Annotated in this window: 29 protein-coding genes and 1 tRNA gene; 10 read left to right on the top strand and 20 right to left on the bottom strand. The window is 60.6% G+C overall.

What is annotated here, in order from left to right; translation table 11 throughout:
- Positions 1–112: 112 nt before the first annotated feature.
- The 6 genes from NE357_RS24175 to NE357_RS24150 form a co-directional block, all read right to left on the bottom strand.
- A complete protein-coding gene (locus NE357_RS24175) occupies positions 113–715 on the bottom strand; it encodes a 50S ribosomal protein L25/general stress protein Ctc (protein WP_169431912.1) in 603 nt (200 codons plus the stop codon).
- Positions 716–855: 140 nt separating this feature from the next.
- Positions 856–1,797, bottom strand: coding sequence for a ribose-phosphate pyrophosphokinase (locus NE357_RS24170; RefSeq protein WP_003171603.1), 942 nt, complete (start codon positions 1,795–1,797; stop codon positions 856–858).
- A 45-nt stretch (positions 1,798–1,842) separates the two neighbouring features.
- A tRNA-Gln gene (locus NE357_RS24165) sits at positions 1,843–1,917 on the bottom strand.
- A 37-nt stretch (positions 1,918–1,954) separates the two neighbouring features.
- Positions 1,955–2,806 carry a 4-(cytidine 5'-diphospho)-2-C-methyl-D-erythritol kinase gene (ispE, locus tag NE357_RS24160; RefSeq protein ID WP_169431911.1) on the bottom strand — a complete coding sequence of 284 codons (852 nt, stop codon included), beginning with the start codon at positions 2,804–2,806 and terminating at the stop codon, positions 1,955–1,957.
- 2 nt (positions 2,807–2,808) lie between these two features.
- Positions 2,809–3,426, bottom strand: coding sequence for a lipoprotein insertase outer membrane protein LolB (lolB, locus tag NE357_RS24155; protein WP_169431910.1), 618 nt, complete (start codon positions 3,424–3,426; stop codon positions 2,809–2,811).
- Between the two features lie 3 nt (positions 3,427–3,429).
- Positions 3,430–5,154 carry a tetratricopeptide repeat protein gene (locus NE357_RS24150; protein WP_169431909.1) on the bottom strand — a complete coding sequence of 575 codons (1,725 nt, stop codon included), beginning with the start codon at positions 5,152–5,154 and terminating at the stop codon, positions 3,430–3,432.
- Positions 5,155–5,336: 182 nt separating this feature from the next.
- Here NE357_RS24150 and hemA point away from each other — a divergent pair, with 182 nt between their 5' ends.
- The 6 genes from hemA to NE357_RS24120 all read left to right on the top strand — a co-directional run bounded on the left by hemA (position 5,337) and on the right by NE357_RS24120 (position 10,697).
- On the top strand, positions 5,337–6,623 hold the full coding sequence (hemA, locus tag NE357_RS24145; protein WP_103306074.1) for a glutamyl-tRNA reductase: 1,287 nt from the start codon (positions 5,337–5,339) through the stop codon (positions 6,621–6,623).
- Positions 6,620–7,702: a peptide chain release factor 1 gene (gene prfA / locus NE357_RS24140; RefSeq protein ID WP_114885501.1), complete on the top strand. Its 1,083-nt coding sequence runs from the start codon at positions 6,620–6,622 to the stop codon at positions 7,700–7,702. The genes hemA and prfA overlap by 4 nt, the downstream gene beginning before the upstream one ends.
- Complete coding sequence (gene prmC / locus NE357_RS24135; protein WP_169431908.1) at positions 7,703–8,533, top strand: peptide chain release factor N(5)-glutamine methyltransferase; 831 nt, start codon at positions 7,703–7,705, stop codon at positions 8,531–8,533. It begins immediately after the preceding gene.
- Positions 8,527–9,282 (top strand): molybdopterin-synthase adenylyltransferase MoeB, encoded by a 756-nt coding sequence (locus NE357_RS24130; protein WP_169431907.1) that lies wholly within the window; start codon positions 8,527–8,529, stop codon positions 9,280–9,282. Before prmC ends, NE357_RS24130 begins: the two co-directional genes overlap by 7 nt.
- The gene (murI, locus tag NE357_RS24125; protein WP_169431906.1) at positions 9,275–10,066 is read left to right on the top strand and encodes a glutamate racemase; all 792 of its coding nucleotides are present in this window, start codon (positions 9,275–9,277) and stop codon (positions 10,064–10,066) included. Before NE357_RS24130 ends, murI begins: the two co-directional genes overlap by 8 nt.
- A 112-nt stretch (positions 10,067–10,178) precedes the next feature.
- The gene (locus NE357_RS24120) at positions 10,179–10,697 is read left to right on the top strand and encodes an acyloxyacyl hydrolase (RefSeq protein ID WP_169431905.1); all 519 of its coding nucleotides are present in this window, start codon (positions 10,179–10,181) and stop codon (positions 10,695–10,697) included.
- A 56-nt stretch (positions 10,698–10,753) separates the two neighbouring features.
- Here NE357_RS24120 and NE357_RS24115 read toward each other — a convergent pair whose 3' ends face one another.
- From NE357_RS24115 to NE357_RS24060, 12 genes are all read right to left on the bottom strand, one after another.
- Positions 10,754–11,059, bottom strand: a complete 306-nt coding sequence (locus tag NE357_RS24115) for a YkgJ family cysteine cluster protein (protein WP_169431904.1) — start codon at positions 11,057–11,059, stop codon at positions 10,754–10,756.
- Positions 11,060–11,111: 52 nt separating this feature from the next.
- Complete coding sequence (locus NE357_RS24110) at positions 11,112–11,603, bottom strand: DUF2878 domain-containing protein (protein WP_169431903.1); 492 nt, start codon at positions 11,601–11,603, stop codon at positions 11,112–11,114.
- Positions 11,596–12,867 carry an SAM-dependent methyltransferase gene (locus NE357_RS24105; RefSeq protein ID WP_169431902.1) on the bottom strand — a complete coding sequence of 424 codons (1,272 nt, stop codon included), beginning with the start codon at positions 12,865–12,867 and terminating at the stop codon, positions 11,596–11,598. The genes NE357_RS24110 and NE357_RS24105 overlap by 8 nt, the downstream gene beginning before the upstream one ends.
- Complete coding sequence (locus NE357_RS24100; protein WP_169431901.1) at positions 12,854–13,669, bottom strand: DUF1365 domain-containing protein; 816 nt, start codon at positions 13,667–13,669, stop codon at positions 12,854–12,856. Before NE357_RS24100 ends, NE357_RS24105 begins: the two co-directional genes overlap by 14 nt.
- The gene (locus NE357_RS24095) at positions 13,666–14,913 is read right to left on the bottom strand and encodes an NAD(P)/FAD-dependent oxidoreductase (RefSeq protein WP_169431900.1); all 1,248 of its coding nucleotides are present in this window, start codon (positions 14,911–14,913) and stop codon (positions 13,666–13,668) included. The genes NE357_RS24100 and NE357_RS24095 overlap by 4 nt, the downstream gene beginning before the upstream one ends.
- Positions 14,910–15,692, bottom strand: a complete 783-nt coding sequence (locus NE357_RS24090; protein WP_169431899.1) for an SDR family NAD(P)-dependent oxidoreductase — start codon at positions 15,690–15,692, stop codon at positions 14,910–14,912. Before NE357_RS24090 ends, NE357_RS24095 begins: the two co-directional genes overlap by 4 nt.
- Positions 15,689–16,111, bottom strand: coding sequence for a nuclear transport factor 2 family protein (locus tag NE357_RS24085; protein WP_169431898.1), 423 nt, complete (start codon positions 16,109–16,111; stop codon positions 15,689–15,691). Before NE357_RS24085 ends, NE357_RS24090 begins: the two co-directional genes overlap by 4 nt.
- The gene (phrB, locus tag NE357_RS24080; protein WP_169431897.1) at positions 16,104–17,549 is read right to left on the bottom strand and encodes a deoxyribodipyrimidine photo-lyase; all 1,446 of its coding nucleotides are present in this window, start codon (positions 17,547–17,549) and stop codon (positions 16,104–16,106) included. Before phrB ends, NE357_RS24085 begins: the two co-directional genes overlap by 8 nt.
- 20 nt (positions 17,550–17,569) lie before the next feature.
- A complete protein-coding gene (locus NE357_RS24075) occupies positions 17,570–18,511 on the bottom strand; it encodes a MerR family transcriptional regulator (RefSeq protein WP_169431896.1) in 942 nt (313 codons plus the stop codon).
- The gene (locus NE357_RS24070; RefSeq protein ID WP_169431895.1) at positions 18,511–19,473 is read right to left on the bottom strand and encodes a YbgA family protein; all 963 of its coding nucleotides are present in this window, start codon (positions 19,471–19,473) and stop codon (positions 18,511–18,513) included. The genes NE357_RS24075 and NE357_RS24070 overlap by 1 nt, the downstream gene beginning before the upstream one ends.
- 111 nt (positions 19,474–19,584) lie before the next feature.
- Entirely contained in the window at positions 19,585–19,800 is a 216-nt protein-coding gene (locus tag NE357_RS24065) for a TIGR02450 family Trp-rich protein (RefSeq protein WP_169431894.1), read from the bottom strand.
- Positions 19,797–20,783 carry an NAD(P)/FAD-dependent oxidoreductase gene (locus NE357_RS24060; protein ID WP_169431893.1) on the bottom strand — a complete coding sequence of 329 codons (987 nt, stop codon included), beginning with the start codon at positions 20,781–20,783 and terminating at the stop codon, positions 19,797–19,799. The genes NE357_RS24065 and NE357_RS24060 overlap by 4 nt, the downstream gene beginning before the upstream one ends.
- A gap of 197 nt (positions 20,784–20,980) precedes the next feature.
- On the opposite strand from NE357_RS24060, the gene NE357_RS24055 reads away from it, so the two are divergent.
- Together NE357_RS24055 and hemH are read left to right on the top strand one after the other, a co-directional pair.
- On the top strand, positions 20,981–21,883 hold the full coding sequence (locus NE357_RS24055; protein ID WP_169431892.1) for a TIGR01777 family oxidoreductase: 903 nt from the start codon (positions 20,981–20,983) through the stop codon (positions 21,881–21,883).
- A gap of 13 nt (positions 21,884–21,896) precedes the next feature.
- Complete coding sequence (hemH, locus tag NE357_RS24050) at positions 21,897–22,922, top strand: ferrochelatase (RefSeq protein ID WP_169431891.1); 1,026 nt, start codon at positions 21,897–21,899, stop codon at positions 22,920–22,922.
- 107 nt (positions 22,923–23,029) lie between these two features.
- Here hemH and NE357_RS24045 read toward each other — a convergent pair whose 3' ends face one another.
- Complete coding sequence (locus NE357_RS24045) at positions 23,030–24,304, bottom strand: uracil-xanthine permease family protein (protein ID WP_169431890.1); 1,275 nt, start codon at positions 24,302–24,304, stop codon at positions 23,030–23,032.
- Positions 24,305–24,306: 2 nt separating this feature from the next.
- The gene (gene upp, locus NE357_RS24040) at positions 24,307–24,945 is read right to left on the bottom strand and encodes a uracil phosphoribosyltransferase (protein WP_007951682.1); all 639 of its coding nucleotides are present in this window, start codon (positions 24,943–24,945) and stop codon (positions 24,307–24,309) included.
- Positions 24,946–25,110: 165 nt separating this feature from the next.
- Here upp and NE357_RS24035 point away from each other — a divergent pair, with 165 nt between their 5' ends.
- Both NE357_RS24035 and NE357_RS24030 read left to right on the top strand, forming a co-directional pair.
- The gene (locus NE357_RS24035) at positions 25,111–25,668 is read left to right on the top strand and encodes a hypoxanthine-guanine phosphoribosyltransferase (RefSeq protein ID WP_085709312.1); all 558 of its coding nucleotides are present in this window, start codon (positions 25,111–25,113) and stop codon (positions 25,666–25,668) included.
- An 86-nt stretch (positions 25,669–25,754) separates the two neighbouring features.
- Positions 25,755–26,234 (top strand): hypothetical protein, encoded by a 480-nt coding sequence (locus tag NE357_RS24030; RefSeq protein ID WP_169431889.1) that lies wholly within the window; start codon positions 25,755–25,757, stop codon positions 26,232–26,234.
- Positions 26,235–26,236 lie beyond the last annotated feature (2 nt).

Here is a 26,236-nt window from a genome sequence, read left to right as displayed (position 1 = left end):
AGTGGACGAAAAATGCTCATTTACCATGGATGTAAACTCCGCGTTCCCGCCCGCTTTCTCGCTACGTTCCAGTCCGCGATGTTACCTGCTCACTCAGGCATGACAGAGTGAATTACTCTGCTGCGCCTTCTTCGGTAGCTTCTGGAGCAACACGTGGAGCGTGGACGTTGGCAACAGCCTTGTCATCGCCGTGTGCCAGAGCAACGAATTCAACACCTTTAGGAGCTTTGAGGTCCGACAGGTGAACGATGGTGCCGATTTCAGCGTTAGCCAGGTCGACTTCGATGAACTCAGGCAGGTCTTTCGCTTCGCAGGAAACTTCGATTTCAGCAACAACGTGCGAGATCTCGCCGCCTTTCTTCACTGGAGCAGCTTCGTTGATGAAGTGCACAGGAACGATTGCGGTCAGTTTCTTGCCGGCAACAACGCGGACGAAGTCAGCGTGCATCACGTGGCCTTTGGCCGGGTGACGTTGCAGAGCCTTGATGATCACGTTTTGCTTGGTGCCACCAACGTTCAGTTCGATAACGTGGCTGTAGGCAGCTTCGTTTTCGAGCAGTTTGGCAACTTCTTTGGCCAGCATGCTGATGGATTCAGGGGCTTTGTCGCCACCGTAAACAACAGCTGGAACCAGGGAGGCGAGACGACGCAGGCGGCGGCTCGCACCTTTCCCCAGGTCGGAACGCAGTTCAGCATTCAAAGTAAAATCGTTCATTTTGTATCTCCAAAATAGCCATGACCGAGTGGCGTTTGCGACCAGCGCCGAACACGGTATGGGCAAAAAGCCCCGCCCCGGCAGAGATGCCGGGGCGGGGCGCTTTTCGTCAACGAGACATTTCGAGAAGGGCAGGGCCCTTAACGGAACATCGCGCTGATCGATTCTTCATTGCTGATGCGGCGAACCGCTTCGGCAACAACCGGTGCGATATCCAGTTGACGGATACGTGCACAGGCTTGTGCTGCAGCGGACAGCGGGATGGTGTTAGTGACCACCAGCTCGTCCAGCACGGAATTTTCGATATTCTCGATGGCCCGACCCGACAGCACAGGGTGTGTGCAGTAGGCAAAGACCTTGGCTGCGCCATGCTCTTTCAGGGCCTTGGCCGCGTGGCACAGAGTGCCGGCGGTATCGACCATGTCATCGACCAGGATGCAGGTACGCCCTTCGACATCACCGATGATATGCATCACTTCAGAGTGATTGGCTTTCTCACGGCGTTTGTCGATGATCCCGAGATCCACGCCCAGGGATTTGGCAACGGCACGTGCACGCACGACGCCACCAATGTCCGGGGACACAATCATCAGGTTCTCGAAGCGCTGATCTTCGATGTCATCCACCAGAACCGGGGAGCCGTAGATGTTATCTACCGGAATATCGAAGAAGCCCTGAATCTGGTCAGCATGCAGATCAACCGTGAGAACACGGTCGATGCCGACTACGGTGAGCATGTCAGCAACGACTTTCGCGCTGATGGCCACACGTGCGGAACGCGGACGGCGATCCTGACGGGCATAACCAAAATAAGGAATAACAGCAGTGATACGAGTAGCCGAGGAGCGGCGGAAGGCGTCAGCCATCACTACCAGTTCCATCAGGTTATCGTTGGTCGGAGCGCAAGTCGGCTGAATAATGAAGACGTCTTTACCGCGAACGTTTTCATTGATCTCGGCTGTAATTTCGCCGTCGGAAAATTTACCGACAGAGATGTCACCGAGAGGGATATGCAGCTGACGTACGACACGCCGAGCCAGATCGGGGTTAGCGTTCCCCGTAAAGACCATCATCTTGGACACGCGCAGTACCTAGAGGCTGAGGGTAACCTGGATGAGTATAGAAAATGGCAGGGGCGGCTGGATTCGAACCAACGCATGGCAGGATCAAAACCTGCTGCCTTACCGCTTGGCGACGCCCCTGTATCTGTTGCTTTCAAGTGCCGGGCACTTGATTCCTTTAGAGCAGACTTTGCAGCTTGCGATGCAACATCGAAACGTTGCTTCCTTTCGCTACAAACCCTGTAAGGGTCTCTGTCAGAAGGGCCGAGACTTTATCAGCTTCAGCTTTGCTTGGGAAGCCCCCAAACACACAACCTCCAGTTCCGGTGAGTTTTGCTTCGGTAAAATTACCTAACAAATTCAATGCGTTACGTACTTCTGGATAACGCCTCGATACCACCGGCAAGCAGTCATTTCGACTGTTTCCCTCGGGAACGGGGCGCACTTTAATGGGCGGCGTGTTACGTGTCAACAATGGATCTGAAAAAATTTCTGCCGTACTAACAGAGACTTGCGGAACGAGCACGACATACCACGGTTCGGCCGGCTCGACCGGGGTCAGTTTCTCGCCGACACCCTCGGCGAATGCCGCGTGCCCACGCACGAAGACCGGGACGTCCGCACCCAGGCTCAGGCCCAGTGCGGCCAGTCGATCGTCGTCCCAGCCCAGTTGCCACAAATGATTGAGACCAAGCAGGGTGGTCGCCGCATTCGAGCTGCCGCCGCCGATGCCGCCGCCCATCGGCAGGATCTTGTCGATCCAGATGTCGATGCCGAGCGAGCAGCCGGATTGTTCCTGAAGTTTTTTCGCTGCGCGCACGATCAGATTGCTGTCGTGAGGCACGCCGTCGAATTCGGTGTGCAGGCGAATCACGCCATCGTCACGCACGGCGAAGGTGATTTCGTCGCCGTAATCGAGGAACTGAAAGATTGTCTGCAATTCGTGATAACCGTCTTCACGGCGACCGAGAATGTGCAGCATCAGATTGAGTTTGGCCGGAGAAGGCAGCGTCAGGCGTGGAGCGGTCATGCTTATTGCCCCAATTTGCGCGGTTGCCAGGTCTTGATGACCAGCGTCACGTCCAGGTCGGTGCCGTGCAGCTTGATCCGCTCGGGCAGCCAGTAACCGTTCTGTTCGGCATAACCGAGGTACTCGACCTGCCAGCCATCCTGTTCCAGATTGGCCAGGCGACTGTCGGCATCGAGTGTGAGGCGGCTTTTGCTGGCCGGAGCCGGCAGGCCCCGGACCCACCAGGCCAGGTTCGATACCGGCAACTTCCAGCCGAGCTGTTCTTCCAGCAGGACTTCCGGGGACTGCGCGTCGTAGCGGCCCTGGTTGGCGACTTCCAGCGAGACCTTGCCCGGGCGACCGGTCAGTCGTGCTGCGCCACGACCCAGTGGGCCGGACAGGCGGATGTCGTAGTAATCCTGGCGTTGCAGCCAGAACAGCGTGCCGCTGCCGGAGTCTTTCGGGGCGCGGATACCGATCTTGCCGTCGATCTGCCAGCCGTCGAGACCGGTCAGCTGCTGTTTGTTCGCGGCCCATTGTGCCGGGCTGCCATGGCCTTCGACGGATTCGCGGGCGCCGAAGCCCGCGCAACCGGCGAGCAGGGCGATGAAGCTGAAAACGATGACGTGGCGCAAAAACATGAGTTAAAGAGTCTCGGATCCGGTCAGGCGCTTGATGGTGCTGCGCAGGATAGTGCTGTCAGGCTGGTCCTTGAGGAACTTGCCCCAGATTTGTTTCGCTTCGCGCTGCTTGCCCTTGGCCCACAGCACTTCGCCCAGATGCGCGGCGACTTCGTGATCAGGGAAGCGCTCCAGCGCCTGACGCAGATATTTCTCCGCGTCATCCAGGTTGCCCATGCGGAAATTCACCCAGCCGAGGCTGTCGAGTACCGCCGGGTCTTCCGGGTTGATCTGGTGAGCCTGCTCGATCAGTGTCTTGGCTTCGGCGTAGCGAGTCGTGCGGTCGGACAGGGTGTAGCCAAGGGCATTGAGTGCCATGGCGTTGTCCGGGTCGCGTTTGATGATCAGGCGCAGGTCTTTTTCCATCTGCCCCAGGTCATTGCGTTTTTCCGCCTGCATGGCCCGGGTGTAGAGCAGATTCAGATCGTCCGGGTATTGCAGCAACGCCTGTTGCAGGGTTTTCCAGGCCTTGTCGCCCTGATTGTTGGCGGACAGGGTCTCGGCTTCGATCAGGTACAGCTGGATCGCGTAATCCGGCTGCGCATCACGTTCGGCGGCCAGTTTGCTCTGGGCTTCGGCGGTCTTGCCGTTGTTCATCAGAATATCGGCCTGACGCAGTTGCGCCGGCAGATAGTCGTTACCCGGGCCGACCTGGGCGTACTCGATCAGCGCGCCTTGCGGGTCGTTGCGTTCTTCGGCGATGCGACCCAGGTTCAGGTGGGCCGAGTCGACGTGGCTTTCCCTGGCGATCAGGTCTTCCAGATAACCCTTGGCCTCGTCCCAGGCCTTGGCTTCCAGGCAGACCAGCGCCAGGGAGTAACGCAGTTCGTCGTCTTCCGGGTATTGCTGGACCAGCGTGGAGAACTCGACCTTGGCGTCGTCCATCCGGTCCTGTTCCACCAGCATCCGCGCATAAGTCAGGCGCAGGCGTTTGTCTTCCGGATATTTCTTGATGTTCTTCTGCAGCAACGGCAGGGCTTCGTCGCCACGGTTCAGCCCTTGCAGCAGACGGGCACGCAGCAGGATCGGGGCGATTTCGCCGTCGTCCGGTGGATTGTCTTCAAGCAGGGTCAGCGCACCTTTGGTATCGCCGTCCTGCTGCATCAGCAGGGCCTTGCCGAAAATCAGCTGATTGTTGTGCGGGTGACGCTGCAGCAGACGGTCGAAACTCTTCATCAGACCGTTGCGGGTTTCCTGATCGGTGTCGGCGGCCGACAGCGCGAGGAAGTCGAAATGGGTGTCGCCCTTGCCCTGCAGGACTTTCTCCATGTAGACCATCGAGTCGTCATAACGCCCGGCGCGTGCCAGTTGCACGGCGGCGGCGCGTTGCGCTTCGAGGTCGTCGGGAGCATTTTTCGCCCAGATCAGCGCCGTATCCAGTGCCGGTTGATCCGCGCCCAGGTACTCGGCAATACGGAACGCCCGCTCGGAAACGCCCGGATCCTGAGTGTTGATCGCCTGGGTCACGTAGTTGTCCAGGGCAATATCGAAACGATTGCGCTGGCCGGCGAGTTCGGCGCTCAGCAGGCTGAAAACCGTTTCCTCGCTGAACGAGCTGTACACCTTGGGCTTTTCAGGGGCTGGCGTGGTGTCTTCGACCGGCGGGGCGCCATCGTGCGAAACGGGGGCCAAGGCCTGGCAGCCGCTGAGGAAGACAAAAGCAAGGAGCAACGCGGAAGATCTATTCATATGGGAAGAGGACGACTAACCTGCGGTCGGATCATCATGACACAAGCCTTCGGCCAAACATAACCGAGTCTCGATTGTGGCCATTATAGGGGCCGGCAATTGGGACAATAGTCAGCGGTAGTTGTTCTGAATCTGACGAAGTAGGACAATTGCCGGCTTCACGTCACCATCAGCGACCTTGAATGGCCTTCCTTGCACTCGGTATCAACCACAAGACTGCTTCAGTAGACGTCCGCGAGCGCGTGGCCTTTACTCCTGAGCAGCTGGTGGAGGCCTTGCAGCAGCTCTGCCGAATCACCGACAGCCGCGAAGCTGCGATCCTTTCCACCTGCAATCGCAGTGAACTGTATATAGAACAGGATCAGCTTTCGGCCGATATCGTGCTGCGCTGGCTGGCCGACTATCACCATTTAAGCCTCGACGAGCTGCGCGCGAGTGCTTATGTGCATGAAGATGATGCGGCAGTTCGTCACATGATGCGCGTCGCCTCCGGGCTCGACTCGCTGGTGCTGGGCGAACCGCAGATCCTCGGCCAGATGAAGTCGGCCTACGCCGTGGCCCGCGAGGCCGGCACCATCGGGCCGCTGCTCGGGCGCTTGTTTCAGGCGACCTTCAATGCCGCCAAACAAGTGCGCACCGACACTGCCATCGGTGAAAACCCGGTGTCCGTGGCGTTTGCTGCCGTCAGCCTGGCCAAACAGATTTTCAGCGACCTGCAACGCAGCCAGGCCCTGCTGATCGGAGCCGGCGAGACCATCACCCTGGTCGCCCGTCATCTGCACGAACTGGGAGTCAAGCGTATCGTGGTGGCCAACCGGACGCTGGAGCGTGCGAGTCTGCTGGCCGAACAGTTCGGCGCCCACGCGGTATTGCTGTCGGACATCCCGGCCGAACTGGTGCGCAGCGACATCGTTATCAGTTCCACCGCCAGTCAGTTGCCGATCCTCGGCAAGGGCGCCGTGGAGAGCGCGCTGAAGCTGCGCAAGCACAAGCCGATCTTCATGGTCGACATCGCCGTTCCCCGGGACATCGAACCGGAAGTCGGCGAACTCGACGACGTTTACCTCTATAGCGTCGACGATCTGCACGAAGTGGTCGCCGAAAACCTCAAGAGCCGTCAGGGCGCAGCGCAGGCTGCCGAAGAGATGGTCTCGGTCGGCGCCGACGATTTCATGGTGCGCCTGCGCGAGCTGGCGGCGGTCGATGTGCTCAAGGCCTATCGTCAACAGAGCGAACGCCTGCGCGACGAGGAACTGCAAAAGGCCCTGCGCTTGCTGGCCAACGGCGGCAACGCCGAAGACGTGCTGGGTCAGTTGGCCCGTGGCCTGACCAATAAACTCCTGCACGCCCCGAGCGTGCAGTTGAAAAAGCTTTCTGCCGAAGGCCGCCTCGATGCGCTGGCCATGGCCCAGGAACTCTTTGCCCTCGAGGGCTCACCGGATAGCTTTTCGGATAAAAAACCGCAATGAAAGCGTCACTGCTCAATAAGCTGGATATCCTCCAGGACCGTTTCGAGGAACTGACGGCGCTGCTCGGCGACGCCGAAGTCATTTCCGACCAGACCAAATTTCGCGCCTATTCCAAGGAATACGCCGAAGTCGAGCCGGTCGTCGAAGCCTATAAACAGCTGCTCAAGGCCCAGGCCGATCTGGAAGGCGCCCAGGCGCTGCTCAAGGACGGCGACCCGGACATGCGCGAAATGGCCGTGGAAGAAGTTCGCGAAACCAAAGAGCAACTCATCGAACTGGAAGCCACCTTGCAGCGCATGCTGCTGCCCAAGGACCCCAACGACGGGCGCAACGTGTTCCTCGAGATCCGCGCCGGTACCGGTGGCGACGAGGCGGCGATCTTCTCCGGCGACCTTTTCCGCATGTACTCGCGCTACGCCGAGAAACGCGGCTGGCGGGTGGAAATCCTTTCCGAGAACGAAGGCGAACATGGCGGCTATAAAGAAGTCATCGCCCGGGTCGAAGGCGACAATGTCTACGGCAAGCTGAAATTCGAGTCCGGCGCCCACCGCGTGCAGCGCGTGCCGGCCACCGAATCCCAGGGCCGGATCCACACCTCGGCCTGCACCGTGGCCGTGTTGCCGGAGCCGGACGAACAGGAAGCGATCGAGATCAACCCGGCGGACTTGCGTGTCGACACCTACCGTTCCTCCGGGGCCGGTGGTCAGCACGTCAACAAGACCGACTCGGCGATCCGCATCACTCACTTGCCGACCGGCATCGTGGTCGAATGCCAGGAAGAACGTTCCCAGCACAAGAACCGTGCACGGGCGATGGCCTGGCTGTCGGCCAAGCTCAATGACCAGCAGACCACGGCGGCGGCCAACGCCATCGCCAGCGAGCGTAAATTGCTGGTGGGTTCCGGTGACCGCTCCGAGCGTATCCGTACCTACAACTTTGCCCAGGGCCGGGTCACCGACCACCGCGTCAACCTGACCTTGTATTCCCTGGACGAAATCCTCGCCGGTGGCGTCGAAGCGGTGATCGAGCCGTTGCTGGCCGAATACCAGGCTGACCAGCTCGCAGCGATAGGTGAGTAAATGACCATCATCGCCAGTCTGTTGCGCGCCGCCGAACTGCCAGACTCGCCCACCGCACGCCTGGATGCCGAATTGCTTCTGGCCGCCGCGCTGGGCAAGTCCCGCAGTTTTCTCCACACCTGGCCTGAGCGCATCGTGCCCAGCGAAGCCGCACTGGTGTTCGCCGAGTACCTGCAGCGTCGTCGCAGCGGCGAGCCGGTGGCCTACATTCTGGGTCAGCAAGGGTTCTGGAAGCTCGATCTGGAAGTCGCACCGCACACGCTGATCCCGCGTCCGGACACCGAACTGCTAGTGGAAGCGGCACTGGAATTATTGTCGGCGGCCCCGGCCAGGGTTCTCGACCTCGGCACCGGCAGCGGGGCGATTGCCCTGGCCCTGGCCAGCGAGCGCCCGGCGTGGAGCGTCACTGCCGTGGATCGTGTGCTGGAAGCCGTGGCCCTGGCTGAGCGCAACCGTCAGCGTCTGCACCTGAACAACGTCACGGTACTGAGCAGTCACTGGTTCAGCGCCCTCGAAGGCAAGCGTTTCGAACTGATCATCAGCAATCCGCCGTACATCCGCGCCGCTGATCCGCACCTGGTCGAAGGCGATGTGCGTTTCGAACCGGAAAGCGCCCTGGTGGCGGGCATCGACGGGCTCGACGATATTCGTCTGATCGTCGCTCAGGCGCCGGAGCATCTGGAGGCCGGAGGCTGGCTGATGCTCGAACACGGCTATGATCAAGCTGAAGCCGTGCGCGATCTGCTGCTCACTCAAGGTTTCGAAGAAGTCCACAGCCGCACCGATCTGGGCGGCCATCAACGGATCAGCCTGGGGCGCCTGCCGTGCTGAATGATCAGGAATTGTTGCGCTACAGTCGGCAGATCCTCCTGCAACACATCGATATTGATGGCCAGTTGAAGCTCAAGGACAGCCGGGTGCTGATCGTCGGCCTCGGTGGTCTCGGTGCGCCGGTGGCCTTGTATCTGGCGGCGGCGGGTGTCGGTGAATTGCATCTGGCGGACTTCGACACGGTCGACCTGACCAACCTGCAACGCCAGATCATCCACGACACCGACAGTGTCGGCATGACCAAGGTCGACTCGGCGCTCAAGCGCCTGAGCGCAATCAACCCTGAAATCAAACTGGTGCCTCATCGTCAGGCACTGGACGAGGATTCTCTCGCCGCCGCCGTGGCTGCAGTGGGTCTGGTGCTCGACTGCTCGGACAATTTCTCCACCCGCGAAGCGGTCAACGCCGCGTGTGTGGCGGCGCGCAAACCGCTGGTCAGCGGCGCGGCGATCCGCCTTGAAGGACAACTGTCGGTGTTTGACCCGCGTCGCGCCGAGAGCCCGTGCTACCACTGCCTGTACGGTCACGGCAGCGAAGCCGAACTGACTTGCAGCGAAGCCGGCGTGGTCGGGCCGCTGGTCGGTCTGGTCGGCAGCCTGCAAGCGCTGGAAGCCCTGAAGTTGTTGGCGGGTTTCGGCGAACCACTGGTGGGGCGTCTGCTGTTGATCGATGCACTGGGCTCGCGATTTCGTGAGCTGCGGGTCAAGCGGGATCCGGGATGCAGCGTCTGTGGTTCGCACCATGCGTGAGGCGCCGATCGCTGTATTCGATTCTGGCGTCGGCGGGCTGTCGGTGCTGGCGGAAATCCAGCATCTGCTGCCCAATGAATCGCTGCTGTACTTCGGCGATTGCGGCCACATTCCGTATGGCGAGAAAACCCCGGAATTCATTCGCCAGCGTTGCAGCGTGATGGCCGGTTTTTTCCGCGAGCAGGGCGCCAAGGCATTGGTGATCGCTTGCAACACCGCGACCGTGGCGGGCGTCGCGGATCTGCGGCGGGATTTCCCCGACTGGCCGATTGTCGGCATGGAGCCGGCGGTCAAGCCGGCGGCTGCTGCCACCCGCAGCGGCGTAGTGGGCGTACTCGCCACCACGGGCACCTTGCAGAGTGCGAAGTTTGCGGCGCTGCTCGATCGTTTTGCCACCGATGTGCGGGTCATCACTCAACCGTGCCCCGGATTGGTCGAGCGGATTGAAAGCGGCGATCTGCACAGCGCCGAGTTGCGAGCATTGCTCAGGCACTACGTCGATCCGCTATTGGCCAGCGGTTGCGACACGATCATTCTGGGCTGCACTCACTACCCGTTTCTCAAGCCGATGCTCAAGTCGATGATCCCCGAGAGCATCAGCCTGATCGATACGGGCGCGGCGGTCGCACGGCAATTGCAGCGGCTGCTGGCCGCGCGTGATCTGCTCGCCGAAGGGCCAAACCGGCCGGTCAGATTCTGGACCAGTGCCGATCCCGAGTCTTTGCGCAGTACCCTGGTCCTGTTGGGCCAAGTCGCCGGCGATGTCGAAAAATTCACCTTGTAAAAAAAATGTGAAATATCTAAAAAGTCAGCTGAACTTCTGACCAAGCGCAGATTTCTATAGCGCAGAGTGACCTAAAAAACCAAACGATCGTTCCGGAAAAGGAAGTTTCAACGTGAAGCGACTATTCTGCTTGGCCGCGATTGCGGCTGCACTGATGGGGCAAAGTTTTACCGCACAAGCTGCTGGCGTCGAGTTTGCAGTGGGTGCCACCAGCGATTCGACCATGACTTATCGCCTGGGCATGAATTTCGATTGGGACAAGAGTTGGCTGCAAAGTGACGTGGGGCGTCTGACCGGTTACTGGAGCGGTGCTTACACTTACTGGGAAGGTGACAAGACCTCTGGCAACAACAGCCTGTCGTTCTCGCCGGTGTTTGTTTACGAGTTTGCCGGTCAGTCGGTCAAGCCGTATGTCGAGGCAGGGATCGGCGTGGCGTTGTTCTCCAACACCGAATACGAAGACAACAAGCTCGGCGGCGCCTTCCAGTTCGAAGACCGCTTCGGTTTCGGCCTGCGCTTCAATGGCGGGCATGAAGTCGGGATCCGTGCGACGCACTATTCCAACGCCGGCCTGAGCAGCGACAACGACGGGGTCGAAAGCTACTCGCTGCATTACACGATGCCGCTGTAAGCACCCGGACAGTCCGTTCAAGAAAAAAGGAGCGCCAGGCGCTCCTTTTTTTGTGCTCAGCGATACGCCGTGGCAATTCCCTGGCGTTCCTCGATGCATTCCGGTGCGCCCATTTCGAACTCGCGGCAGATCAGCGGGCGCTTCTCGTAGATGGTGCACATCATCGAGTCGCGATCCAGCGCGGCGCACCAGCCGTCGTCCAGACGCAACATCACTTCACCCCCCCAATCATCGGTATCGATGAAGCGTTCGGGCACACCTGTGTCGGTGATCAGCATGACTTCGAGCTGACAGCAGCAGGCTGCGCAGGTCGAACAGGTCACTGCGGGTTCGTCGATTGGCTGGAGAGGAATGGTCTTCATGGCCGCAGTGTACGGCAGCGAACCGCGTGCGTGTGAAAGCCCTGACGGACGATTACTGCACCAGGCGTCGGGACATGTAGTGCAGCAAGGGGAACAGCAGCGCCCACAACAGGCCGATACCGATCAGGGTTGGCAGTTCGCCGTAGGGAAACTGCACCCCGGCCAGTCGTCCTCCGGCGCAGTAAGACAATGCGCCTCCGACGGCCCCGAGCAGAGTCGCCAGCCACCATGGCCGCGCGCTCCATTGCAGGCAGTGGCGCAGCGTCGTGGCAAGGAGTGCCCACAGCAGCATCAGCCACAGCGGAATGAGGGGCGACAGGTCCTTGAACTCGAAGACGCCGAGACCGCGCAGGCCGCTGTCCACGGCGGTGCCGATAATCACCACGCTGAGAATCAGGCGACCTTCCGCCGCCCAACTGCTGACCCAGCGCAGATGAATCACCAAGACTGCCAGCGCCACCAGCAACCACAGGCTGTTGCCACCGAGCACGCAGGCCAGCCAGCCGATCTGGAACAGTACGGCATTGGCGATCCGTTCAGGCATCGAAACGCCCAAGCAGTGGCGCAGGCATGGCCCCTGGTTTGGCCAACAGCAATTGTGCGGTGCCGATGGTGCGTTCGAGGAATCCGCCCTCGCAGTAACACAGGTAAAACTCCCACAGCCGCAGGAAATAATCGTCGTAGCCCAATTCGCTCAGGCGACCGTGGGCGTGGCGAAAGTTCTCGTGCCACAGGCGCAGGGTCCGGGCGTAGTGCAGGCCGAAGTCTTCCATGTGCAGCAGGTTCATGTCGGTATCGCGGCTGACGATTTCGAGCATTTTCTGCACACAGGGCAGGGCGCCGCCGGGGAAGATATAGCGCTGAATGAAATCCACGCCGCGCTTTGCCTGCTCGTAGCGCTGATCCCGGATGGTGATCGCTTGCAGCAGCATCAGGCCGTTGCTCTTGAGCAGGTGCGCGCATTGCTTGAAATAGGTCGGCAAAAAGCGATGGCCGACCGCCTCGATCATTTCGATCGACACCAGTTTGTCGTACTGGCCGGTGAGGTCGCGGTAGTCCTTGAGCAACAGCGTCACCCGGTCCTGCAGGCCGAGGCTTTCGATGCGCCGGGCGGTGAATGCGTATTGCTCTCTGGACAGCGTGGTCGTAGTGACTTTGCAGCCATAATGCTGCGCGGCATACAGCGCCATGCTGCCCCATCCGGTGCCGATTTCCAGCAGATGATCACCGGGTTCGAGTGCGAGTTTCTGGCAGATCCGTTCCAGTTTGTTCAATTGCGCCTGTTCCAGGCTGTCGTCCGGGCTGAGGAACTGCGCCGCCGAATACATCATGGTCGGGTCGAGGAATTGTTCGAACAGATCGTTGCCGAGGTCGTAGTGCGCGGCGATGTTTTTCTGCGAGCCCTTGCGCGTGTTGCGGTTGAGCCAGTGCAGGCCGCGCACCAGCGGCCGGCCGATTTTTGCCAGTCCGCCCTCCAGGCCGTCGAGCACTTCAAGGTTGCTGACGAAGACGCGTACCACGGCGGTCAGGTCCGGAGAACTCCAGTAGCCGTGAATGAACGCTTCCCCGGCGCCGATCGAGCCATTGCTCGCGACCATGCCCCAGGCCGCCACGTCGAGGACATGAATTTCGCCCACCAACGCACTGCCCGGTGTGCCGAAGACCTGACGCTCGCCGTCCTCGATCACCACCAGTTGCCCGTGCTTGAGCTGTGCGAGCTGGCGCAGGACTCCGCGACGCAGCAGCGAACCGGTGATCCCGTGAGTGCTGAACGGAATGGCTCTGGCCGAAACGCTAGAGGACTTCATGGCGGTGCTCCTCGGGAGATGCAGTGGCGGTGCGAAAACTGTCATCGGCCGCGTAATGGGTGAACAGCGGGGTGCGCTTGAGCAGCAAACGCAGGGCCTGCCAATAGATCGCAAGGGCGGTCTTGGCGGTCATCCATGGAAAGCGCCACAAATGCCGGTGCAGGTGAGATCGATCAAGAGGTTCGCGCTTCAGATTGAGCGTGGCGTCGAACAGTTTGCGTTCGTCCTGCCAGTCGGCCATGTGCACGCCAAGGGTTTTCGCGACAGGACTGAAGCTCATGCGGTATTCCAGGTCCGGCGGCAGGAACGGTGATACATGGAACGCCTTGGCCACGGCGAAGTGCTGGTGGAAGTCACGCACGCTGGTCGGCGCCCGCGCCGGCAGTACGTAGTGATAGCGCTCGCGCCACGGCGTGTTGCTGACTTCACAGAGAATCGCCGCCAGTTGCCCGTCGGCCTCGTGGCAATAAAAGAAACTCACCGGGTTGAATGCCAGGCCCCAACTGCGCGGCTGGGTCAGCAGGCAGATCGAGCCTTGCGGCTCGTGACCGAGCGCCGCGCCGACCTGCAGGCGCACGGCATCGATCAGCCGCATGCCGCGACCGGTGAACGTCTTGAGGTAGTCGGTCTCGCGAAACGAGAACGGTGCAAACCGGCTCGTGCCTGCCAGGGGCGACAGGTTCAGCACGGCATCCTGTTCGGTCAGATCGAGATAGATCAGCCCGATCCGGTAACGGAATTCATGTCGACGCGGAGCGAAGCGCCGGTGGGCGATCCAGCCGCTGTAGAGCGCGCTGTTCACAGGCTTTCTCCAAACGCTGCGGCGACGCGTAAAGCGCTGACCACGCCGTCTTCATGAAAACCGTTGGCCCAGTAGGCACCGCAATAATGTGTGTGTTGCGCGCCGTCGAGTTCGCCCCAGCGCTGTTGTGCCGCCACCGCCGCGAGGCTGAATTGCGGATGGGCGTAGGTGAAACGGGCAAGCACTTTGGACGGGCTGATCCCGGCACTCTGGTTGAGGCTGACACAGAACGTGGTGTCGCTCTGGATGCCCTGCAGGATATTCATGTCATAGGTCACGGCTGCCTGGGTATGCCCCGCACCGCCGAGGCGATAATTCCAGCTGGCCCAGGCCCGTTTGCGTGTCGGCAGCAGGCGGGTGTCGGTGTGCAACACCACTTCATTGTCGGCGTAAGGCAGTGCACCGAGGATCTCCCGTTCGGCACGACCGGGACTGCCCAGCAGGCGTAGCGCCTGGTCGCTGTGGCAGGCCAGCACGACTTTGTCGAAATGCTCGATGCCGACAGGGCTGTGGATAACCACACCGTGCTCGTCGCGGTCGATCCGGTTGACCGGGCAGTTCAGGCGGATCCGGTCTTTGAAGCTTGCGGTCAGCGGTGCGATATAGGCACTGGAACCGCCCTCGATCACTCGCCATTGCGGACGGTTGCTGACCGACAGCAAACCGTGGTTCTCGAAGAACCGCACAAAAAACTGCAACGGAAAATTCAGCATCTCGGCCATCGGCATCGACCAGATCGCCGCGCCCATCGGCACGATGTAATGCAGGATGAAGCGTTCGCCGTAGCCACCGGCCTTGAGGTAGTCGTCGAGTGTGGTGTCGCTGGCGATCCGCTGTTCGGTGAGGTCGTGCCGGGCCTCCTTGTTGAACCGCAGGATGTCGCGCAGCATGCCCCAGAAGCCCGGCGAAATCAGGTTGCTGCGTTGAGCGAAGAGGCTGTCGAGGTTGTTGCCGTTGTATTCCAGGCCAGTGTCCGGATCGCTCACCGAAAAGCTCATCTCGGTGGCTTTGCTGCTCACACCCAACTGGCCGAGCAGACGAATAAAGTTCGGGTACGTCCAGTCATTGAACACGATGAATCCGGTGTCCACGGCATATTCGCGCCCATCCACCGTGACTGGCACGGTGTGGGTGTGGCCGCCGACCCAGTCGCCAGCCTCGAAGACGGTGACGGTATGTCGGCGACTGAGCAGGTACGCGCAAGTCAGACCTGCGATCCCGCTGCCGACGATGGCGATATTCATGTCGCATCCCGCAGCGGTGGTGTGCTGCGCACCATGCGCTTACCGATCGCCAGTTGCACGCGCGCGGGCATTTTCGACAGGGGCCAGAGCGCCGCCATGAACAGCGCTGGAAAAGCGATTTCCAGAGGCCGATCCTTGAGTCGACCGAAGATGTGCCGCGCAGCTTTGTCCACAGGCCAGCTCAATGGCATCGGAAAATCGTTTTTCGCCGTCAGCGGTGTATCGACAAAGCCCGGACTGATGACCGTGACTTCGATACCTTCGTCTGCCAGATCGATGCGCAGCGATTCGAACAGATAACGCAGGCCGGCCTTCGACGCGCCGTAGGCTTCGGCCCGGGGCAGCGGCACGTAGGTGACGGAGCTGGCCATGCCCACCAGATGCGGCGCAGTCCCTTTGCGCAGCAACGGCAGGGCGGCCTCGATGCAGTAACTGCTGGCCAGCAGGTTGGTGCGCACCACGTGTTCGATGATCGTCGCGTCGAACTGCTTTGCGTCGACGTACTCGCAGGTGCCGGCGTTGAGGATCACGGTGTCCAGCGAGCCCCACTCCATCGCGATCTTTTCACCGATTTCCCGCACGGTCTGGCTGTTGGTCAAATCCCCGGGCACTACCAGAACCCGTCCTGGATAACGTTGCGACAGCACTTTGAGCGGTGCGACCTGACGGGAACTGCCCGCCAGGTGCGCGCCGGTTTTCAGAATCTCTTCAGCCAGTGCTGCACCGATGCCACTGCTGGCACCGGTCAGCCAATAACGTCTTGGAGGTGTACGGCTCATCCCATTCTCCTTTTCAGCCAGGCGATCACCCGGCCCAATACTGGTAGATGTTCATAAAGCAGTGCTCCGGCATCGAAGTAATCCCGGTGGCGATAAACCTTGTCGCGCCAGAGCAGATGCGAGCAGCCCGTGACGCGAATCAATCGTCCACCCGCCAGGCGCGGGTGGCGGTAGCTCATGACCCAGCGCAGGTAACCTTCGCAGTCGCCGATCTGGTCGAAACCGTGGAAGTCGAACCGCAACTCGGTGACGTTGGCGTACAGCTCGCTGAAGTAACTGCGCAGTTGCGTCAGTCCCTGCACTTCGTGCAGTGGATCGGTGAAATGAATGTCCTCGCTGTAGAGCGCCTCCAGGTTGTGCAGGTTGTCTTTGTTCAACTGCGCAAACTGGCGGGCGAAGCGGCGCAGGAATTCACTCATGGCCTTCTCCGATAGACTCACGAGAGGGCAGGTTCTTGAACGCTGTCAGCGCCCGCTCCCGTGAGGTGCTCAGGTTGACGATCGGCGGCGGATAGTCCGCCACACCGAACAGCCCGCCGGCACTGGCCGGGTTATGCACTTCTTTTTTGTTCAGCCCGGCCAGTTCGGGCAGCCAGTGCTTGATGAACAGGCCTTCGCTGTCGAACTTTTCCGACTGGCTGACCGGGTTGAAAATCCGGAAGTACGGCGCTGCATCGGTGCCGGTCGATGCGCTCCACTGCCAGCCGCCGTTGTTGGCCGCCAGATCGCCATCGATCAGGTGTCGCATGAAAAAGCGTTCGCCTTCGCGCCAGTCGATCAGCAGGTTTTTGGTCAGGAACATCGCTACCACCATCCGCAGGCGGTTGTGCATCCAGCCGGTTTCGAGCAATTGGCGCATGGCCGCGTCGATGATCGGCAGGCCGGTGCGTGCTTCCTGCCAGGCCGCGAGCTCCTGCGGCGCATCACGCCAGGCCAGGGCTTCGGTTTCCGGGCGGAACGCGCGATGTCGGGACACCCGTGGGTAGCCGACCAGAATGTGTTTGTAGAACTCGCGCCACAACAGTTCGTTGATCCAGGTGACCGCGCCGACCTTGCCGCTTTCGAATTCGCCCTGATTGCTTTGCAGTGCGGCATGCAGGCACTGGCGCGGCGAGATCACACCTGCGGCGAGATAGGCCGAGAGCTGACTGGTGCCGGGTTTGGCCGGGAAGTCGCGCTCGCTCTTGTAGTAGTCGATCTGCACGTCGGCGAAGGTGTCGAGGCGTCGCTGGGCCTCGGCTTCGCCGGCGGGCCAAAGGTTGCGCAGGGATTGGCCGGGCGTCGCAAAGCCCTCGATGGACTCGGGCACCGGGTCGCTGTCGATCTTCAGCGGGGCCTGCGAGGAGGGCGTCTTTATCAGTGGCGGCATCGAGCGATGCAGGCGTTCATAGCAGACCTTGCGGAACTGGCTGAACACCTGAAAGTAGGTGCCGGTCTTGGTCAGCACGCTGCCGGGCTTGAACAGCAACTGATCGAGATAGCTGTGAAATGCAATCCCTTCAGCCTGCAATACCCGGGCTACAGCTGCATCGCGTCGGCTCTCGTGGACGCCGTATTCTTCATTGACGTGAACGGCCTCGATCTTCAAGTGCCGGCAGAGCTCAAGCAGCACTGCGGGTGCCTGATCCCAGTGCGGGGCGCTGCGGATCAACAGCGGGATGTTCAATTCGCCCAGGCTCTTGCTCAATACCCGCAGGTTGCGCAGCCAGAAATCGACCTTGCACGGTGCATCGTCATGTTCCTGCCATTGCTCGGGGCTCAACAGGTACACGGCCACGGTCGGGCCGCGCTCGGCGGCGGCCGTCAGGGCGGTGTTGTCATGTTGGCGCAGATCGCTGCGCAGCCAGATCAATTGCATGGTGTTCTCTGCACGAATCATTAAATCAACCCACGCTGAAGGAGTGCCCGATGTGCCGACAAGGGATCTTCGGCCAGGTACAGATCAGCGATCTCGGAAGTTCTTACGGACAACTCGGCGTGGTGGATGCACACCGTTGGTCCGGCAATCATTTTTGGGCAGTTGATGCCGTTCAACAGTTTCGGCAACTGCACAAGATTCATGGCTTTGCTGGAATACAGCAGAACGCCGCGGGCTTGCAGGTGATCAATTGTCAGCGCCAGTTCACCGGCTGGCAGCGGCCAGTCGAACACCTGCACCGGGCAATCGGCGCTGCTGATCAGCCAGGCGCAGAGCCACAGGTGTGGCTCCAGCAACAGATCCGACTGATTGATCAGCAACAACGGTGCGCCGCGCAACTGACGGTTGTTATGGTAGATGCGTGCGCCGAATTTGCTACGTAGCCAGGAATGAAAGAACACCCGCTCCATCTGCGCACCGAACTGGCCTTGCCAGCGCTGTTCGAGTTCCGCCAGCAACGGCATCAGCAATTGCTCGCACAGCGTTCGTGGCGGGTACAGCGCCATGGCCTGGTTGATGCTGTCGTCTAGGCTGCGTTCATTCAGCTGGGTGACCGCCAGCAGCGCGGCCTGACGCAAGGGGTGCCATTCATTTTCCGGTGGTACATCGATGGTTTGCGGGGTGTCGAGCAGCGGTTTGACCTGACTGACCGCCACACCACGGTTGAGCCAGGTGAGGATGGTCTGGATGCGCTGCACGTGTTCGGCCGAATACAGGCGATGACCTTTGGGCGTGCGCTGGGGCACGATCAGCCCGTAGCGACGTTCCCAGGCGCGCAGGGTAATCGCGTTGACGCCGGTCTGGCGCGCGACCTCGCGGATCGGCAGCCAGCCCTCGTCGAGGGCTTTCTTGAAGTCGGCGCCGAGGTCTTCGCGGGCGCTGCTGTCGGGTGTGTCGTTCATTAAATGGCGTTTCGCAGGCTGAGGTTTTCCGGGTGCGGTTGCAGGTAAACCTGTTGCGCGATGTACGGATCGGGGTGTTGGCGAAAGTGATGTTTGAGCAGCGTCAGCGGCACCACAAGCGGCACGATACCGTGGCGGTACTGGCCGATGACGTGCTGCATTTCCTGTTTGTCTTCGGCGCTGATGGCGCGTTTCAAGTAGCCGCTGATGTGCTGCAACACGTTGCTGTGGGTGCGGCGTGTAGCGCAGGTAGTGAGTGCCGCCATCAACTGGCTGAAGTAGCGCGGGCCGAGCTCCACGGGATCGATTCCGCTCATGTTGCCCAGCAGATTGCCCAGTGCCTTGTATTGCACCGGGTTGTGGGCCATCAGCAGGTATTTGTAGCGCGAGTGGAAGTCGGTCAGGACGCGGCGGCTCAGACCCTGCTTGAGCACCTGCTGCCATTCGCGGTAGGCGAGCACGCGGGTGATGAAGTTCTCCCGCAGCACCGGATCGTTAAGGCGCCCGGCTTCTTCCACCGGCAGATCCGGATGCTGTGCACAGAACGCCTCGGCGTAAATGCCGCGCCCGCCACCATTCACCGGTGCACCGTTGGCGTGGTAGACCTTGACGCGCTCCAGACCGCAGGAAGGCGATTGCTGCATGAAGATGTAGCCGCAGATGTCATCGAGCTCTGCAGCCATTTTTGCGCCATAGGCCGCCAGCGGTTGGGTGACATTGATCGATGGATTGACGGTGCCGACCGCTTCAGGCTTGGCCGGGTCGCCAACAAGTCGAATCGGCTCGCGGGGAATTCCCAGGCCGATCGCTACTTCAGGACATACCGGAACGAACTCAAAATGCTCGGCCAGGGTACGGCTGCACAACCGCGATTCCTTGTGCCCGCCGTTGTACCGCACTTCGGCACCCATCAGGCAGGCGCTGATGGCGATTTTCGGTAGGGACGTCGATGAGTCGGACATGCAACAACCTCGAATCTGATCCTGTACAGACGGATAGATCTGTACAACATTCTCTCAGCATAGATTCATGGGTGTACAAGTCAAACTATTTGTATAAGTTTTTTGAGGTTTTCAGCGCCAGCCCATTTTCCAGTGTGAATCATCCTGCAAAGCGCGCCAGTCGCATTGCTCGGTACGCCGGGTGAGCACGGCCTGCAATTCGATTTCCAGCACCGTGCCGTCCTCGTCGCGGAACAGTTCGGTCACCAGGAAATGCTTTTCACGGTTTTTCGGGTGGGCTGCTGTCCATTTCGACAGCAGCAATTTGCGCGGGTTGATGCGGTTCACTGTAAGTGTTCGTGCAAGCGTCTTGCAGCCTCCTGACCACTGAGCCACGCCCCTTCGACCCGCCCCGACAGGCACCAGTCGCCACAGGCATACAGGCCCAGATCGGCGTCGGCCAGGGTGCCCCATTCATGACTGCTGGCCGGGCGGGCATAAAGCCAGCGGTGGGCGAGGCTGAAGGTCGGGGCCGGCATGGCGCTGTGCAACAGTTCGGCGAAGGCGCCGTGCAATTGTTCGATCACCGCTTCCTTGGGCAGGTCGATGTGTTGCCGGCTCCAGGCGCTGGTGGCGTGCAGGACCCAGGTATCGCACGTGGTGTCGCGTCCCGGTTTGCTGCGGTTGCGGGCCAGCCAGTCGAGGGCGCTGTCCTGGACGAAGCAGCCTTCGATGGGCGTATCCAGCGGCGTGTCGAAGGCAAGGGCGACGGCCCAGGTCGGGTCCATTTTTACCCCGGCGGCGGCACCGGCGAGTTTCGGCGCGGCGGCCAGCAGGGCGGTGGCCTGCGGCGCCGGCGTGGCGATCACCACGTGGCTGTACGGCCCGTGAGTGAAGCCCTCGGCATCTTGCAGGTGCCAGTGCTCTTCGCCGCGATAGACCTCGGTGATCCGGCAGGCGAAATGCACTTCCAGGCCATCGAGCAAACCACGGGTGATGGCGCTCATGCGCGGCGAGCCGACCCAGCGGGTCTGCTCGTCCGGTGACAGGTTCAGTTGTCCGCCATGAAAGGTATAGAGCTGCGGCGTCCACTCGGCGACCCAGCCCTGGCTTTGCCAGCGCTGGACTTCGGTGACGAAGCGCCGGTCGCGGGCCGTGAAATATTGGGCACCCATGTCCAGCGAGCCGGCATCGCTGCGCTTGCTCGACATGCGCCCGCCGCTGCCGCGGCTTTTATCGAACAACTGAACGGTGTGCCCGGCCTCGGTGAGGGCCTGGGCGGCGGAGAGCCCGGCGATGCCGGTGCCGATGATTGCGATAGGTACAGTCATAGGGGCCTCGTTTACCTTTCTGTACAGACTACGCCGTGGATGAAACCTGTACAATTTTGTTTTTTGGTATAACTTCCAGCATTCTCGTTCTGACAGCTTGGCCTATTGTTAAACAATAGAGCTTGTCCGATAGAAAAGATCCCTGCCTATAAAAATAGACTAGTGATCGAAGTAAAACGCCACGTGAGGAAGACGTCATGCACATATTGCTGACCGGCGGTACTGGATTGATCGGACGTCAGCTCTGCCGGCACTGGTCGGGTCAGGGCCACCGGTTGACCGTGTGGAGCCGTCGTGCGGAAAAGGTCGCGAAAATCTGCGGCGCTCAAGTGCGTGGCATCGCGCGTCTGGAGGACCTTGGCGACGAAGCCGTGGACGTGATCGTCAACCTCGCCGGCGCGCCGATTGCCGATCGGCCGTGGACACATCGACGCAAGGCATTACTGTGGAGCAGCCGGATCACGCTCACCGAGACGCTGCTGACGTGGCTGGAAAACCGCGGACAGAAACCGTCGCTGCTGATTTCCGGTTCGGCGGTGGGCTGGTACGGTGACGGCGGTGAGCGTGAGTTGACCGAGCAATCGCCACCGGTGATCGATGACTTCGCCAGTCAGTTGTGCATTGCCTGGGAGGAAACCGCGCAGCGCGCCGAAGCGATGGACATTCGTGTGGTACTGGTACGAACCGGGCTGGTGCTGTCGGCCGAGGGCGGTTTTTTGTCGCGCCTGTTGCTGCCGTTCAAACTCGGGCTGGGTGGGCCTTTGGGCAATGGTCGGCAGTGGATGTCGTGGATTCATATCGACGATCAAATCGCCCTGATTGATTTTCTTCTGCACCGCGATCAGGCGAGTGGTCCTTATAATGCGTGCGCGCCGAAACCTGTGCGCAATCGCGAATTTGCCAAGACGCTGGGCCGCGTGCTGCATCGCCCGGCGTTCATGCCGATGCCGGCGCTGGCCCTTAAGGTCGTGCTCGGCGAGATGTCATTGCTGTTGCTGGGTGGTCAGCGGGCCACGCCGGCACGCTTGCTGGAAGCCGGATTCACCTTCCGGTTCACGGATTTACGCGCGGCCCTGGACGATCTCTCCAGCCGCCTCTGAAATAGGACGTTGCATGACCGATCACGCCTTGCTTCTGGTCAACCTGGGTTCGCCGGCCTCCACTTCGGTGGCCGACGTGCGCAGCTACCTCAATCAATTTCTGATGGACCCGTACGTGATCGACCTGCCCTGGCCGGTGCGGCGTCTGCTGGTGTCACTGATCCTGATCAAGCGCCCGGAGCAGTCGGCCCATGCCTACGCTTCGATCTGGTGGGACGAAGGCTCGCCGCTGGTGGTGCTCAGCCGTCGCCTGCAACAGCAGATGAAGGCGCAGTGGACTCACGGCCCGGTTGAGCTGGCCATGCGTTACGGCGAGCCGTCGATTGAAACTAGCCTGTTGAAGCTGGTCGCGGCGGGGCACAAACGCATCACCCTCGCGCCGCTTTATCCACAGTTCGCCGACAGCACCACCACTACGGTGATTGAAGAAGCCAAGCGGGTGCTGCGCGAGAAGAAGCTCGATGTGCAGCTGTCGGTGTTGCAGCCGTTCTACGATCAGCCGGAATACCTCGACGCGCTGGTGGCGAGCGCCAAACCGCATTTGCAACAGGATTACGATCACCTGTTGCTGAGCTTCCACGGTTTGCCGGAGCGGCACCTGACCAAACTCGACCCGACCGGCAATCATTGCTTCAAGAATGAAGATTGCTGCAGGAACGCCTCGGCTGCCGTATTGGCCACCTGTTATCGCGCCCAGTGCCTGCGTACGGCGGCGCTGTTCGCGCAACGCATGGGGTTGCCGGACGGCAAGTGGTCGGTGTCGTTTCAGTCGCGGCTGGGCCGGGCGAAATGGATCGAGCCCTACACTGAAGCGCGGTTGGATGAACTGGCCAAAAGCGGCGTGAAGAAGATTCTGGTGATGTGCCCGGCGTTTGTCGCCGATTGCATCGAGACCCTTGAAGAGATCGGCGATCGCGGCAAGGAACAGTTCCGCGAGGCGGGAGGGGAGGAGTTGGTGCTGGTGCCGTGCCTGAACGATGACCCGCAATGGGCGAAGGCGTTGGCAACGCTGTGTGAACGGGCGCCACTGGCCCTCTAAAAGTCAAAAGCTTCGCGAGCAAGCCCGCTCCCACATTTGATTGCATTTCAATGTGGGAGCGGGCTTGCTCGCGAAGGCTGACTGTCAGGCGATGAAGATCTAAAAGTTTAGATCAGCGGCTCATCCGCCTTCTTGTGTTTCCAGCTGTCGTTGCCCGGCAGGATCAGGTTCAGCGCAATCGCCACCACCGCGCACAGCGCGATGCCTTTGAGGCCGAAGTCATCCGGACCGGTCCCGGTACCGACCAGCACACCGCCGATACCGAACACCAGGGTCACCGAAACGATCACCAGATTGCGTGCTTCGCCCAGATCGATCTTGTGACGGATCAGGGTGTTCATCCCCACCGCCGCGATCGAACCGAACAGCAGGCACAGAATCCCGCCCATCACCGGCACCGGAATGCTTTGCAGCAGGGCGCCGAACTTGCCGATGAACGCCAGGCTGATGGCGAAGATCGCTGCCCAGGTCATGATTTTCGGGTTGTAGTTCTTGGTCAGCATCACCGCGCCAGTCACTTCGGCGTAGGTGGTATTGGGCGGACCGCCAAACAGACCGGCTGCCGTGGTGGCGATGCCGTCACCGAGCAGCGTGCGATGCAGGCCAGGCTTCTTCAGGTAGTCGCGACCGGTCACGCTGCCGACCGCAATCACGCCGCCGATGTGTTCGATCGCCGGGGCCAAAGCTACCGGGACGATGAACAGGATCGCCTGCCAGTTGAACTCCGGCGCGGTGAAATGAGGAAGTGCAAACCATGGGGCCGCCGCAATCTTCGCGGTGTCGACGACACCGAAATAGAAGGACATGGCGAAACCCACCAGCACGCCGGAAATGATCGGCACCAGGCGGAAGATGCCTTTGCCGAACACCGCCACGATCAACGTGGTCAGCAGCGCCGGCATCGAGATCATCATCGCGGTCTGGTAATGGATCAGCTCGGAACCGTCACCGGCCTTGCCCATCGCCATGTTCGCGGCAATCGGCGCCATGGCCAGGCCAATGGAGATGATCACCGGACCGATCACTACCGGTGGCAGCAGACGGTCAATGAAGCCGGTGCCTTTGATCTTCACGGCCAGGCCAAGGAAGGTGTAGACGAAACCGGCCGCCATCACGCCGCCCATGGTCGCGGCGAGGCCGAACTGGCCCTTGGCGAGAATGATCGGGGTGATGAAGGCAAAGCTCGACGCCAGAAACACCGGCACCTGACGCCCGGTGACAATCTGGAACAGAATCGTGCCCAGACCTGCGGTAAACAGTGCCACGTTCGGGTCAAGACCCGTGATCAGCGGCATCAGCACCAGGGCGCCGAAAGCCACGAACAGCATCTGTGCGCCGGACAGTACCGTGCGCCAGAGCGGATCGTTGAACTCTTGCTGCATGGTTACGCGTCCTTCTGCTTGGTGCCGAAGATCTTGTCACCGGCATCGCCAAGCCCAGGAATGATGTAACCGTGCTCGTTGAGTTTCTGATCGATGGACGCGGTGTAGATGATCACGTCCGGGTGAGCTTTCTCGACAGCGGCAATGCCTTCCGGCGCGGCCACCAGCACCATCGCGCGTATGTCCTTGCAGCCGGCCTTCTTCAGCAGGTCGATGGTTGCAACCATGGAGCTGCCGGTGGCGAGCATCGGGTCGATGATCATGGCGAGACGTTCGTCGATTTCCGGAACCAGCTTTTCCAGATAGGTGTGGGCCTGCAGGGTTTCTTCGTTACGGGCAACGCCGACGGCGCTGACCTTGGCGCCCGGTATCAGGCTCAGCACGCCTTCGAGCATGCCGATGCCGGCACGCAGGATCGGCACGACGGTAATTTTCTTGCCGGCGATTTTCTCGACCGACACGGTGCCGCACCAACCCTCGATATCGTAGGTTTCCAGCGGCAGGTCTTTTGTAGCTTCATAGGTCAACAGGGCACCGACTTCCTGAGCGAGCTCACGGAAATTCTTGGTGCTGATGTCTGCACGGCGCATAAGGCCAAGTTTGTGACGGATCAGCGGATGGCGGATCTCTTGGATGGACATGGGGAAAGGCTCCGGCGGCGGGCAAAAAAACCGGCCTAGATTAATCTATCCGAGGGTGATGTCCTATAGGACATACAGAACGTTAGTCCACAAATGCTTGATTCGGCCGTGCGGGATGCGTACCTTTGCCCGCTTTTCCGAAACAGACCCCCCTTGGAGAGCGCCATGTCCGCTGATCTCGAGCATATCCGTCAAATCATGCGAGAGGCTGACTGCCTGTACACCGAAGCTGAAGTCGAGGCTGCCATTGCCCGCGTCGGTGCACAAATCAACGAACAACTGGCCGAGAGCAACCCGGTGGTGTTCTGTGTGATGAACGGCGGGCTGATTTTTTCCGGCAAACTGCTGACCCATCTGCAGTTTCCGCTGGAAGCGTCCTACCTGCACGCCACCCGCTATCGCAACGAAACCAGCGGCGGCGACCTGTTCTGGAAAGCCAAACCTGAAGTCTCGTTCATCGACCGCGACGTGCTGATCATCGACGACATCCTCGACGAAGGTCACACCCTGGGCGCGATCATCGACTTCTGCAAACACGCCGGTGCCCGAGCCGTACACACCGCTGTGCTGATCGACAAGGACCACGACCGCAAGGCCCGTCCTGACCTGAAAGCCGATTTCGTCGGCCTGCCGTGCGTCGACCGCTACATCTTCGGTTACGGCATGGACTACAAAGGCTACTGGCGCAACGCCAACGGGATCTTCGCCGTCAAAGGCATGTAAGCACCCCTGAAAGATCGCAGCCCCAGGCTGCGATCTTTTGCTTTAAAGACTGCTAAAGTGCTTGGCCCCGCCCCCCGGAGCCTGTCATGAGCCTCTTGATCCGCAGCTGCGCCGCCCTGTTGCTGACCCTCAGCCTGCCCCTGGTCGCCGCGCCGATGCACAGTCAGTTCCTGCCACCCGACGACCTGAGCCTGCGCGATGCCGAACCCCAGCAGCAACAACTGTTGCAGGTCCTCGACTATTCGGTGGTGGTCGGTGCCCAGCGTCAGTCCAATCAGCAGCCGATTCCGGTCACCTCGCCATTGATGATCCGCCTCAAGGGCAAGCCTCTGAACAAGGGCGCGACGATCAATCAGGTGCTGGTCAGCTTCGATGGCGAAAGCAAAAGCCTGAAAAAACCGGTATACGACGACCAGCGCAAGACCCTGACCCTGTTCTATCCGCTGGCCCAATACCGGGTAATCATCGATCTGCTGCGCAATGACACCGTGTACGTGCAATTCCTCAGCTACGCCAACGGCCACATCTGGGCCGATCTGCACACCGGCAGCACGCGTGCGCGTTGAGC

The organism is Pseudomonas sp. G7(2022), from assembly GCF_052660475.1.
The sequence above is the reverse complement of the archived record's forward strand: the minus strand, read 5'-3'. Positions and strand labels throughout refer to the sequence as shown.